Source organism: Mycolicibacterium chlorophenolicum, assembly GCF_001044235.1.
GTDB classification, from domain to species: Bacteria; Actinomycetota; Actinomycetes; order Mycobacteriales; family Mycobacteriaceae; genus Mycobacterium; species Mycobacterium chlorophenolicum.
In genome coordinates this window covers 153,335-165,664 of the sequence record NZ_JYNL01000023.1, presented here as the reverse complement: position 1 = coordinate 165,664, position 12,330 = coordinate 153,335, and the positions used below count along the sequence as shown (strand labels likewise).

Annotated in this window: 12 protein-coding genes; 3 read left to right on the top strand and 9 right to left on the bottom strand. The window is 68.0% G+C overall.

The window, feature by feature from the left end; all coding sequences use genetic code 11:
* Window position 1 precedes the first annotated feature (1 nt).
* The 8 genes from kdpB to MCHLDSM_RS12895 all read right to left on the bottom strand — a co-directional run bounded on the left by kdpB (window position 2) and on the right by MCHLDSM_RS12895 (window position 8,084).
* Window positions 2–2,161 carry a potassium-transporting ATPase subunit KdpB gene (gene kdpB, locus MCHLDSM_RS12930; RefSeq protein WP_048470440.1) on the bottom strand — a complete coding sequence of 720 codons (2,160 nt, stop codon included), beginning with the start codon at window positions 2,159–2,161 and terminating at the stop codon, window positions 2–4.
* A complete protein-coding gene (kdpA, locus tag MCHLDSM_RS12925; RefSeq protein WP_048470439.1) occupies window positions 2,161–3,831 on the bottom strand; it encodes a potassium-transporting ATPase subunit KdpA in 1,671 nt (556 codons plus the stop codon). Before kdpA ends, kdpB begins: the two co-directional genes overlap by 1 nt.
* Window positions 3,831–3,920, bottom strand: coding sequence for a K(+)-transporting ATPase subunit F (gene kdpF, locus MCHLDSM_RS12920; RefSeq protein WP_048418851.1), 90 nt, complete (start codon window positions 3,918–3,920; stop codon window positions 3,831–3,833). Before kdpF ends, kdpA begins: the two co-directional genes overlap by 1 nt.
* Window positions 3,917–4,012 (bottom strand): hypothetical protein, encoded by a 96-nt coding sequence (locus tag MCHLDSM_RS12915; RefSeq protein ID WP_048470438.1) that lies wholly within the window; start codon window positions 4,010–4,012, stop codon window positions 3,917–3,919. Before MCHLDSM_RS12915 ends, kdpF begins: the two co-directional genes overlap by 4 nt.
* Before the next feature lie 223 nt (window positions 4,013–4,235).
* Window positions 4,236–4,898: a GntR family transcriptional regulator gene (locus MCHLDSM_RS12910; protein WP_048470437.1), complete on the bottom strand. Its 663-nt coding sequence runs from the start codon at window positions 4,896–4,898 to the stop codon at window positions 4,236–4,238.
* A gap of 44 nt (window positions 4,899–4,942) precedes the next feature.
* Complete coding sequence (locus MCHLDSM_RS12905; protein ID WP_048470436.1) at window positions 4,943–5,926, bottom strand: transketolase family protein; 984 nt, start codon at window positions 5,924–5,926, stop codon at window positions 4,943–4,945.
* Window positions 5,923–6,750: a transketolase gene (locus MCHLDSM_RS12900; RefSeq protein ID WP_048470435.1), complete on the bottom strand. Its 828-nt coding sequence runs from the start codon at window positions 6,748–6,750 to the stop codon at window positions 5,923–5,925. Before MCHLDSM_RS12900 ends, MCHLDSM_RS12905 begins: the two co-directional genes overlap by 4 nt.
* A complete protein-coding gene (locus MCHLDSM_RS12895) occupies window positions 6,750–8,084 on the bottom strand; it encodes an MFS transporter (protein WP_048470681.1) in 1,335 nt (444 codons plus the stop codon). The genes MCHLDSM_RS12900 and MCHLDSM_RS12895 overlap by 1 nt, the downstream gene beginning before the upstream one ends.
* A gap of 170 nt (window positions 8,085–8,254) precedes the next feature.
* Between MCHLDSM_RS12895 and MCHLDSM_RS12890 the strand changes: the two genes are divergently transcribed.
* From MCHLDSM_RS12890 to MCHLDSM_RS12880, 3 genes are read left to right on the top strand one after another with little or no spacing between them, the layout of a single operon-like run.
* On the top strand, window positions 8,255–9,085 hold the full coding sequence (locus MCHLDSM_RS12890; RefSeq protein ID WP_048470680.1) for a sugar phosphate isomerase/epimerase family protein: 831 nt from the start codon (window positions 8,255–8,257) through the stop codon (window positions 9,083–9,085).
* Window positions 9,086–9,097: 12 nt separating this feature from the next.
* A complete protein-coding gene (locus tag MCHLDSM_RS12885) occupies window positions 9,098–9,859 on the top strand; it encodes an SDR family NAD(P)-dependent oxidoreductase (protein WP_048470434.1) in 762 nt (253 codons plus the stop codon).
* Window positions 9,860–9,869: 10 nt separating this feature from the next.
* A complete protein-coding gene (locus MCHLDSM_RS12880) occupies window positions 9,870–11,159 on the top strand; it encodes a uracil-xanthine permease family protein (RefSeq protein ID WP_048470433.1) in 1,290 nt (429 codons plus the stop codon).
* Here MCHLDSM_RS12880 and MCHLDSM_RS12875 read toward each other — a convergent pair.
* Window positions 11,101–12,276, bottom strand: coding sequence for an acyl-CoA dehydrogenase family protein (locus MCHLDSM_RS12875; protein WP_048470432.1), 1,176 nt, complete (start codon window positions 12,274–12,276; stop codon window positions 11,101–11,103). The two genes, MCHLDSM_RS12880 and MCHLDSM_RS12875, sit on opposite strands and share 59 nt — an antisense overlap.
* Window positions 12,277–12,330 lie beyond the last annotated feature (54 nt).

The following is a 12,330-nucleotide window of genomic DNA, read 5'->3' as shown; positions in this document are numbered from 1 at the left end:
CTCACATTCCTGGGAAGAGTTGGACGACCAGATCGATCAGCTTGATGCCGATGAAGGGCGCGATGATCCCACCGAGGCCGTAGATGGAGAGGTTGCGGCTCAACAGTTTCGAGGCGCTGCTCGGGGTGTAGCGCACCCCGCGCAATGCCAGCGGGATCAGCGCGACGATCACCAGGGCGTTGAAGATCACCGCCGAGAGGATCGCCGACTGCGGGCTGTGCAGCCGCATGATGTTGAGCAGGTCCAGACCGGGGAACAGCCCGACGAACAGCGCGGGGATGATCGCGAAGTACTTCGCGATGTCGTTGGCGATGGAGAACGTCGTCAACGCACCGCGGGTGATCAGCAACTGCTTGCCGATCTCGACGATCTCGATCAGCTTGGTCGGGTCGGAGTCGAGATCGACCATGTTGCCGGCCTCTTTGGCCGCCGAGGTGCCGCTGTTCATCGCCACCCCGACGTCGGCCTGAGCCAGTGCGGGCGCGTCGTTCGTGCCGTCACCGGTCATCGCGACGAGCTTGCCGCCGGCCTGCTCCTTCTTGATCAGCGCCATCTTGTCTTCGGGCGTGGCCTCGGCGAGGAAGTCGTCGACACCGGCCTCGTCGGCAATGGCCTTGGCGGTCAACGGGTTGTCGCCGGTGATCATCACCGTGCGGATGCCCATGCGGCGCATCTCGTCGAAGCGCTCGCGCATACCCTGCTTGACGACGTCCTTGAGGTGGATGACGCCGAGCATCCTCGCGGTTCCGTTGTGCACCTCGCCGACGGCCAGCGGGGTACCGCCGGCGGCCGAGATGCCGTCGACGACGTCACCGAGCTGGGTCGGCACGTCGACGCCGTGGGAGCGGACCCACTCGGCAACCGATGCGGCGGCGCCCTTGCGGAGTTGGTGCTCGTCGCTTCCGTCTCGCAGATCGACGCCGGACATCCGTGTGGTGGCCGAGAATTCGATCCAGTGTGCGTGCGCGAGCTCACCCGGGGTGCGGGCCCGCAGCCCGTACTGCTGCTTGGCGAACACCACGATGGAGCGGCCCTCGGGTGTCTCGTCGGCGAGGCTGGACAGCTGGGCCGCGTCGGCGAGCTGCGCTTCGGTGACACCGTCGAGCGGCACGAACGCCGCGGCCTGCCGGTTGCCCAGCGTGATGGTGCCGGTCTTGTCGAGCAGCAGGGTGTTCACATCACCGGCCGCCTCGACCGCACGGCCGGACATGGCCAGCACGTTGCGCTGCACCAGACGGTCCATCCCGGCGATACCGATGGCTGAGAGCAGCGCCCCGATGGTGGTGGGGATCAGGCACACCAGCAGCGACACCATCACGATTCCGGTGACACCGTTTCCGTTGAGCGCCAGATTGTCCGGCACCCCGGGGTTGTTCATCTTGGAGTAGATCGCCAACGGCTGCAGCGTCGCGACCGCGAACACGAAGATGATCGTCAGCGACGCGAGCAGGATGTTGAGTGCGATCTCGTTGGGGGTCTTCTGCCGGTTGGCGCCCTCGACCAGGGAGATCATCCGGTCGATGAAGCTCTCACCCGGCTTCTGGGTGATCCGCACGACGATGCGGTCCGAGAGCACGGTGGTGCCGCCGGTCACCGCTGACCGGTCCCCACCGGATTCCCGGATCACCGGCGCGGACTCACCGGTGATGGCCGACTCGTCCACCGAGGCGATGCCCTCGACGACGTCGCCGTCACCCGGGATCACCTGCCCCGCTTCGACGACGACGACGTCACCCTGCTGCAGCAGCGGGGCCGCGACCTCCTCCTCGTGGGCGCGGCCGCCCGGCTGCCAGTCGACGAGCCTGCGTGCCATCGTGGAGGTCTTGGTCTTGCGCAGCGACTCCGCCTGCGCCTTGCCGCGGCCTTCGGCGACGGCCTCGGCCAGATTGGCGAAAACGACGGTGAGCCAGAGCCATATCACGATCAGCCACCCGAACCAGGTGGGGTCGGCGATCGCCAGGACGGTGCTCCAGACCGCGCCCAACTCGACGATGAACATGACCGGGTTGCGCCACAGGGAACGGGGATCCAGCTTGATCACGGCGCTGGGCAACGACTTCCAGAGCATCTTCGGATCCAGGAGCCCGCCCTGCATCTTGCTGCCGGGCGACGCGGAGGCCGCAGGTTTCTTCTGCGCGGCGTCGATGGTGGTGACAGACATCAGTGAATTCCTTCAGCAAGGGGCCCGAGCGCGAGCATGGGCAGGAAGGTCAGGGCGACCAGGATCAGCGTCACGCCGGCGACCATGCCGACGAACTGCGGCCGGTGGGTGGGCAGCGTGCCGATCGACTCCGGCGTCTTGCCCTGGCGGGCAAGCGAACCGGCCAGCGCCAGCGCGAAGATGATCGGCAGGAACCGGCCGAACACCATCGCCAGGCCGAGTGCGGTGTTGTACCACTCGGTGTTGACGGTGATCCCGGCGAACGCAGAACCGTTGTTGTTCGCCGCAGAGGTGAACGCGTACAGCACCTCGGACAGTCCGTGCGGACCGGTGTTGAGCATGCTGGCACGCTGTCCGGGCATCGCCATCGCGACGGCGGTCCCGGTCAGCACGATCAGCGGAGTGATCAGGAAATACGTTGCTGCGAGCTTGATCTCGCGCGGGGTGATCTTCTTGCCCAGGTACTCGGGCGTGCGTCCGACCATCAGGCCGGCGATGAACACCGTGATGACCGCGAGGATCAACATGCCGTACAGGCCCGAGCCGACACCGCCGGGTGCGACCTCGCCCAGCTGCATGTTGAACAGCGTCATCATGCCGCCGAGGCTGGTGTAGGAGTCGTGGAAGGAGTTCACCGCGCCCGTGGAGGTCAGTGTGGTCGACGCGGCGAAGACCGCCGAATCAGCCACTCCGAAGCGCTGTTCCACGCCTTCCATCGCAGAGCCCACCGCGGTCGGCACCGTGCCGTGCGCCTGCAGCTGGAAGAGCAGGGTGAGGCTCCAGCTGATCGTCGCGATGACGCCCATCACGGCGACGATCGCATAGCCCTGCTTCTTGCTGCCGACCATGCGGCCGAACGTGCGCGGCAGTGAAAACGCGATCACGAGGATCAGGAAGATCTGGATCCAGTTCGTCCACGTGGTGGGGTTCTCGAACGGATGCGCGGAGTTGACGTTGAAGAAGCCGCCGCCATTGGTGCCGAGTTCCTTGATGACTTCCTGGCTGGCGACGGGGCCGCCCGGGATGACCTGGCTGCCACCGGCGATCGTACTGACCACCTGATCGTGCAGCGCGAAGTTCTGGATCACTCCGCCGGCGATGAGTACGATCGCGCCGATCACGGACAGCGGCAACAGGATCCGGCCACAGCCCCGCACCAGGTCGACCCAGAAGTTGCCGAGCTCGCCGGTGTTGCGGCGGGCCAGCCCGCGCACGAACGCCATCGCCACGGCCATGCCGACGGCGGCGGAGACGAAGTTCTGCACGGCGAGGCCGGCCATCTGCACCAGGTGGCCCTGCGTCGACTCACCGGAGTAGGCCTGCCAGTTCGTGTTGGTCACGAAGCTGACCGCGGTGTTCCACGCCAGCGCCGGGGTCATCGGGGTCGCCGGGTCGTTGAGGTGCAGTGGCAGCCTGCCCTGCACGAGCTGCAGGACGAACAGGAACAGGATGCTGACCGCCGAGAAGGCGAGCACGCTGCGGGCGTAAGCGCCCCAGGTCTGCTCCGCCTTCGGGTCGGCGCCGATCAGCCGGTAGATCACGCGCTCCCCGCCGAGATGCTTATCGGAGGTGTAGACGCGATACATGTAGTCGCCCAGCGGCACATGGACGGCCGCCAGTGCGACGACGAGCGAAACGAGGAAGAGGATCCCCGCGGTGGTCGAGCTCACTAGAACCTCTCGGGAAAGAGTAGGGCGGCGAAGAGGAAGACGGCGATGAGGACCGCGAGCACCAAGCCGACGATGTTGTCGTAGCTCACAGCCGCTCGACCAGCCTCTGCACCAGGCCGAGCAGGGCGAAGACCGCCACCGTCAGCACCAGGAAAATGACAACTGCCATGGGTTCTCCCACACGAGCGTGGGCCGGCGGATCTCGCAGGCCGCAATCAGCATCTGCTCGAGCGGGGGCGTCCGCCAGGATCTTTATGCCTTTTTGACGGTCCCGAGCGACCTCTTTACGGGTTTCGCTCGGAATCCCTACCTCCGCGGGTGCCGCGACACACAAGGCCCAGCATGTGGCCTGTATCTCACCGCGGTGCCCGCCCCTGCGTTGTCTTAACGGGTCCGCGAGGCGGCTACGCGTCGATCAGGACGGCGGCCGCACCGGCCATGTGCTCGCGCACCGTGGCCGCCGCGGCGGTGCCGTCGCCCGCCTCGATGGCGTCGACGATCGCGAGATGACGGTGGACGTCCATGTTCTTCAGCGCCCGGTCCACCCCGGCGAACATGATCGACATCCGGATGCTGCCTTCCAGCGACGACCAGGAGTGCACCAGCGTCTCGTTGCCGGTCAGCTGGCACATGGTCCGGTGGAACCTCAGGTCGGCCTCGATGCGGTCCTCCAGGTTGGAGGCCGACCACCGATCCATGTCCTCGACGGCGCGGCGCAGCGCCTGCGCGGTCTCCGCGCGGTCGGACCGCGCGGCCAGCAGGGTGGCGGCCAGCGATTCCAGCGCCGCCCGGACGTCGAAGATGTCGGCGATCTCCTTCGCGTCGAGGTGACGCACCGACAGCCGGCCCCGAGCGCCCGCCGAGATGAGCCCCTCCTGCTGGAGCTGACGCATCGCCTCCCGCAGCGTGCCCCGGCTGATCTGCAGCGCTTCGGAGAGTTCGGTCTCCACGAGGTGGGTGCCGGGCGTCAGCGCGCCGGTGGTGATGGCCCGTCGCAGCGCGGTCAGCGCCTGCTCCCGGAGGCTGGTCTTCTCCAGCCGCAGCAGCGACGTCGACTCGACCGACATGAAGGGCTCCCTGACTGTCAACATTTGGCTGTCGACATCGAATCCTACAGTCGCTCGAGCACGGTCGCGACGATCCGCGCGGTCGACAGGCCGTAGCGCTCGTGCAGGGTGGGCAGCGCTCCGGCGGCGAGGAACTCGTCGGGCAGGCCGATCGGGGTGATCTGCGTGCCGATGCCCCGCCGCACTGCCGCCCCGGCCACCGTCTCGAAGAGACCGCCGACCACGGTGTGGTTCTCACAGGTGAGCACCAGCCGGTCCGAGTCGACCTGCGCGAGAACGGTTTCCGCGTCGAACGGCTTGATGGTCGGCGTGTGCACCACGGCGACGTCCACGTGGTGGGTCGCCAGTTGCTCGGCCGCCTGCAGCGCCCGCATGGTCATCAGCCCCGACGAGATCAACACGACGTCCGCCCCGCCGCGCAGCACCTTCGCCTTACCCAGCTCGAAGCGGTAGTCGTACTCGTCCAGCACCGTGGGCACGTTGCCGCGCAGCAGCCGCAGATACGTGGGGCCCGGGTGCTCGGCCAACTGTGGCACGGCCTGCTCGATGTCGACCGAATCGCACGGATCCACGATGGTCAGATTCGGCATGCCACGAAAGATCGCCATGTCCTCGGTCGCCTGGTGCGACGGACCGTATCCGGTGGTGAGGCCGGGCAGCCCGCCGACGACGTTGACGTTGAGGTTCGGCTCGGCGATGTCGAGACAGATGAAGTCGTAGGCGCGCCGCGCCGCGAACACCGAGTACGTCGACGCGAACGGCACCAGCCCGGTCTCGGCCATGCCCGCGGCGGCGCCGAACAGCAGCTGCTCGGCCATGCCCATCTGGAAGAAGCGGTCGGGAAAGGCCTGGGCGAAAATGTGCATGTCGGTGTACTTGCCGAGGTCGGCGGTGAGCCCGACGATGCGGTCGTCGCGCCGGGCGGCCTCGACCAGTGCGTGCCCGAACGGAGCCGGCGTCGTCTTCTGACCCGGATCGGCGAACGACGCGATCATCGCCGAGGTCTTGAGCTTGGTTCCAGAGGTCATGCCGGTACTCCTCGATAGCCTTCGGTCAGCTGGTCGCGGCAGATCTGCCACTCGTCGGCGTCGATGCGCATGAAGTGCGCCTTCTCCCGCTGTTCGAGCATCGGCACACCGCGGCCGATTATGGTGTCGCACAGGATGACCGAGGGCTGCTCGGTGCTGATCCCGTCGAACGCGGCCAGGAGGGCGTCGACGTCGTTGCCGTCCACCCGCTGCACGTGCCAGCCGCAGGCGGCCCACTTGTCGGCCACCGGTTCGGTCCGCAGCACGCCGACCGTGGGACCGTCGGCCTGCAGCGCGTTGATGTCCACCATCGCGACCAGGTTCCCCAGCCGATGGTGCGACGCGCCCATCGCGGCCTCCCACGTCGAGCCCTCGTCGAGTTCACCGTCGGACAGAAAGTTGATCACCCGGGCCTGCGACCCCTGATGGCGCAGACCCAGGGCCATGCCCACCGCGACGGTGAGGCCGTGCCCGAGCGATCCGCCGGAGATCTCCATCCCCGGTGTGTAGCTTGCCATTCCGGACATCGGCAGCCGGGAGTCGTCCGAGCCGTAGCTGTCGAGTTCGTCGGCGCCGATGATGCCGGCCTCGGCGAGTGCGGCGTAGAGGCCGATCGCATAGTGGCCCGTCGAGAGCAGGAACCGGTCGCGGCCCTCCCAGTGCGGATCCTCGGCACGGTAGGTGAGCTGGTCGACGTACACGGCGGCGAGCATGTCGGCGGCCCCGAGGGCCTGACCGACGTAGCCCTGGCCCTGCGCCTCGCCCATGTCGAGCACGTGGTGACGCATCCGGTAGGCAGCGTCACGCACCCGTTGCGCGCGCATCAGCGGGCCAGCGCATGGGACTGGCGGGCGGCGATGTCGGCGGCCTTGCGCTCGGCCGGCCCCCAGGTCTCGCGGGTGGCCAGCGCGGCGATCAGACCGATCGCGGCGTATCCGGAGAACAGCAGCGCGGGACCCATCCAGCCGAATCCCTCGAAGAGCAGTGTGGTGATGAACGGCGTGAAGCCGGAGACCATCGCCGAGATCTGATAGGCCAGTGAGGCTCCCGAGGCGCGGGTGTTCGCGGTGAACAGCTCGGGGAACCATGCGCCCTGCGCACCCGCCAGCGCATTCTGGCAGACGCCGTAGGAGATCGCGAACGTCGCGATGATCACCAGGAACAGCCCGGTGTTGACGAGCAGGAACATCAGCACGCCGAACGGAATGCCGAACGCGCAGACCGCGAGATAGACCGGCCGGCGGCCGAGCTTGTCGGTCAACCGCGCCCATCCCATCGTGGCGAAGATGCCCAGGAACGACGCGATGCAGAGTGCCACAAGGGTTTCGGTCTTGGTGGCGAGGTCGGCGTTCTTCAGGTAGCTGATCATGTAGGTGATGGAGACCGCGTATCCCGCGGTCTCGGCGATGCGAAGGCCGATGCCGCGCACGATGTTTCGCCAGTCCTTCTTGACGACCTCGACGATCGGCGCCTTGACGATGGCTCCCTTGTCCTTCACGTTCTCGAAGACCGGGGACTCGGGAACCTTGGCGCGGATGATCAGGCCCACGATGACGAGCACGATGCTGGCCAGGAACGGCACCCGCCATGCCCAGTCGCCGCCGAGGTGGACACTGACCAGGAACACCAGGTTGGCCAGCAGCAGTCCCACCGGGAAGCCCGCCTGCACCATGCCGGTGTAGCGGCCCTTCTGCTTCCACGGGGCGTGCTCGTAGCTCATCAGGATCGCGCCGCCCCATTCGGCGCCGAACGCCAGGCCCTGGATGATGCGCACGGTGACCAGAAGGATGGGCGCCAGCACCCCGACCGCGGCGTAGGTGGGCAGCAGGCCGATCGCGAACGTCGCCAGTCCCATCACGATCAGCGAGGCGACCAGCACCGGCTTGCGGCCGACTTTGTCGCCGAGATGCCCGCCGATGATGCCGCCGAGCGGGCGGGCGGCGAACCCGACGCCGAGTGTCGCGAAGGCGGCCAGCGTGCCGGCGACCGGGCTGGAGTTGGGGAAGAACGCGTGACCGAAGTACAGCGCGGCGGCGGTGCCGAACCCGATGAAGTCATAGGTCTCGATGACCGCGCCCACCCCGGAACCGATCGCGACCCGCTTGGCGTCCGGTGTGCCGTGCACCGGGCCCCGCATCGTCAGAGCGTCATCGCTCATGATGGCCATCCTTTCAAAGATCTGCGTCACTGTCGACGGTCAACAGTGGCCTAGGTCACCTAGTGTGAGCACGCGCACACGTCAATGTCAACAGTCGACATATGGTCTTGGTCGGTAGTTGACTGTCAACAGTCGACTGAGCTACTGTGGCCGTCATCACAGGAGGTGACATGACCGGACCGTTCCACTCCCGGCTGGGCTGCTCGACGATCAGCTTCCGGCACCAGCAGCTCGACGATGCCCTCGCGACCATCGCCGGCCTGGGCTTTTCCGAGATCGACCTCGGCGCCCTGCCCGGCGTGTGCGACCACGTGCCCTACGTTCTGGACGACGACGCCGTCCGCACCGTCGCGGCCGCCGTGTCCGGCTCAGGCGTACGGGTCCGCTCGATCAACGGCGACATCGGCGACCTGAACGCGCCCCTGACCCCCGACGAGACGGCGGCGCGCCGCCGGCACCTCGACATGCTCGTCGCGCTGGCCGCCGCCACCGGGGCGCGCGCGCTCGTGCTGCCCTGCGGGGGTCTGGACCACGAACCGGTCACGTCACTGGACGACGACCTCGACCGGGTGGCCGACGAGCTCATCGCCGCCGCTCACGTGGCCGCCGCCGCACGGGTCGAGTTGTGGACCGAGTCGCTGCATTTCCACCGGCTGTGCTTCGACATCGACCGCGCCCAGGCGCTCACGAGCAGGTTCGGCGCCGAGGTGGGCATCGTCATGGACTTCAGCCACATCGTCGCCTCCGGCGGTGACCCGCTCGACTATGTCGCCCGCTTCGGCCCGCGCATCGCCCACGTCCACATCCGCGACGCGGTGCCCGGAAACATCAACCTCTCCGTCGGCAACGGCGCCGTGGACTTCGGCCGCGGCCTCAAGGCACTGGCCGACGCCGGCTATCACGGCCACTTCTCGCTGGAACTCGAAACCCGGGACATCAGCGACGACCACCGACCCGAGGCGACGGCCGCTGCCGCGCACCTGATTTCCGAACTGATCTAGGAGACACCTGACATGAGAACCGCAGTGATCACCGGCGCCACCTCCGAGCGCGGCATCGGCATGACTGCCGCCCAGCGTTATGCCCGCGAGGGCTGGGCCGTTGTCATCCTCGACCTCGACGGCGAGAAGTCGGCCAAGGTGGCCGCCGACATCGGCAACCAGTACGCGGTGCCCGCCTTCGGGTGCGCGATCGACGTCACCTCCGAGGAGTCGGTGAACGCCGCCCACGAGGCGGTCGCCGCCGAGGTGGCGTCGGGAAACCTGCCGCCCGTCGGCGCTCTGGCCAACATCGCGGGGATCACCTCCCCCGTCCCGTTCCTCGAGACCACGCTCGAGCTGTGGAACACCGTGATGGCCGTCAACGCCACCGGTACCTACCTGGTGACCCGCGCGTTCCTGCCGGACATGATCGCCCACGGCTGGGGCCGCATCGTGAACATGTCCTCGGTGTCCGCGCAGCGCGGCGGCGGGGTGTTCGGCAAGGTGCCCTACTCGTCGGCCAAGGCCGCGATCCTCGGCTTCACCAAGGCGCTGGCCCGCGAGATCGCCGACACCGGCGTCACCGTCAACGCGGTCACCCCGGGTGCGGTCGACACCAACATCCGGGTCGGCTCCACCGACGAGCAGGAGGCCAAACTGGCCGCCGACATCCCCGTCGGCCGGACCGCAACCACCGAGGAGGTCGCCGCGGTGATCACCTTCCTGTCCGGCGACGACGCGAGCTACCTCACCGGGACCACCGTTGACATCAACGGAGGCAGCCACATTCACTAGAGTCTCCCAGATGCCCGTCACCTGGAAACGTGTCGACTCGCACGCCGATCCCGACGCTGTCGTCGCCCCCGACGAACGGCTGAGCTGGCCCCGCACCATCGGGCTGGGCGCCCAGCACGTGGTCGCGATGTTCGGCGCGACCTTCCTGGTGCCGGTCCTGACCGGGTTCCCGCCCGCCACCACGCTGCTGTTCTCCGGTGTCGGCACCTTGCTGTTCCTGCTGATCACCGGCAACCGGCTGCCCAGCTACCTGGGGTCGAGCTTCTCGGTGATCGCACCCATCACCGCGGCGGTCGCCTCTGACGGGGCGGGCAGCGCGCTGGGCGGCATCATCGCCGTCGGGGTGCTGCTGATCCTCGTCGGCGTCGCCGTCCATGTCGCGGGCACCCGCTGGATCGACCTGACCCTGCCGCCCGTCGTGACGGGCGCGATCGTCGCGCTGATCGGGCTGAACCTGGCGCCGGTGGCCAAGACGAACTTCGAGAAGGGCCCGGTGCTGGGCCTGGTCACCCTGGTGCTGCTGGTAGCGGTGCTGGCCTTCTTCCGCGGCATGATCGGCCGGCTGGCCATCTTCCTCGCGGTCGCGGCGGGATACGTGCTGGCGCTGGTGCTCGGCGACGTCGACACCTCGGGCATCGCGGCCGCCACGTGGATCGGGCTGCCGGAGTTCCAGGCCCCGACGTTCTCGCTGTCGGTGCTGCCGCTGTTCCTGCCCGCCGTGGTGGCGCTGATCGCCGAGAACATCGGCCACGTCAAGTCGGTGGGGCAGATGACCCAGCGCGACATGGATCCGCTGATGGGCCGCGCGCTGGCGGCCGACGGCGTGGCGACGACACTGGCCGGGTTCGGCGGCGGCTCGGCCACCACCACCTACGCCGAGAACATCGGGGTGATGGCGGCGACGCGGGTGTACTCGACCGCGCCGTACTGGGTCGCGGCAGCGGTCGCGATCGTGTTGTCGTTGTGTCCCAAGGTCGGCGCCGCGATCTCGGCGATCCCGCCGGGTGTGCTCGGCGGGGCGACGGTCGTGCTGTACGGGTTGGTCGGCATTCTCGGCGTGCGGATCTGGCTGACCAACCACGTGGACTTCTCCCAGCCGGTCAACCAGATGACCGCGGCGATCCCGTTGGTCATCGGCATCGCGGACTTCACCTGGACCGCAGGCGATCTCCAGTTCACCGGCATCGCCCTCGGATCGATCGCCGCTCTGGTGATCTATCACGGCATGCGGCTGCTCGGTTTCAGACCGGATCGAGCAACGCGGCCGGACCCCGATTCATCAGTTGACGCCCCACGATGAGGCGCTGAATCTCGCTGGCGCCCTCCCAGATCCGCTCGACCCGCAGTTCGCGGAAGAGCCGCTCGGCGACGTTCTCCCGCATGTAGCCGCGGCCGCCGAAGATCTGTACCGCCCGGTCGGCCGCCCGGCCCGCCATCTCCGAGCAGTACAGCTTGGCCATCGAGGCCTGACCGTGCAGGGTCTTGCGGTCATGCCCGGCGTCGATGGCGCGGGCCACCTCGTAGAGCATCGTGCGGGCGGCGAACAGTTCGGTGGCGCTGTCGGCGAGCATGCCCGCGACGAGCTGGTGCTCACCCAGCGGTCGGCCGCCGACGATGCGCCCCTTCGCGAACGCGGTGACCTCGTCGAGCAGACGCTGCGCCGCGCCGACGCAGCGCGCGGCGACCATCATGCGCTCGAAGCGGAACCAGTCCTGGGTGAAGGTCATCGGGCCGCCCTCGGCGCCGACGAGGTTGTCCACCGGCACCCGCACCTCCCGGAACGCGACGATCGGGTGCTCGTCGGCGATGTTGTGCGAATACTTGGGTGAGCGAACGACTTCCACGCCCGGCCACGGCAGGTCGACCACCAGCAGCACGTGGTCGCCGGCATGCGGGCCGTCGGGCAGCACGGCCTCGACGAAGACGTAGTCGGCGAGGTTGTAGGAGGTGACATGCCACTTCACCCCGTCGATCACGTACTCGTCACCGTCCCGGCGCGCGGTGGTCTGCAGCGCCGAGGTGTCCGAGCCGGCGAACTCCTCGGTGATCGCATACGCCTCGTGCTTGTCTCCGCGCACGGTCGGCAGCAGCCAGCGTTGCATCTGGTAGTCGGTCGCGACGTCGGGCCACCACTGCGGTGGGGTCGCCATCACCCAGCCCAGCCCGTTGGTGACCCGGCCGCACTGCTCCTGCACCAGGATCTGCTGCAGCGCGGTGCATCCCGCGCCGCCCACCGAGGCCGGCATGTTGGTCGCATACAGCCCCATCGCGAGAGCCCGCGCCCGATGCTCGGCGGTGACCTCCTTGGGCAGCAGGCCGCCGGCGAGCTCGGCCTCCGCCTCGTGGGGCATCAGCGATTCGACGAAGTCGCGGGCCGTGTCGCGGATGCGCAGATCCTCGTCGGTCAACCCGTACATCCGGCCCGCCTCTCCTCTTGACTGAGCGTTCAGTCTATGTCAGCGTTCCGTACT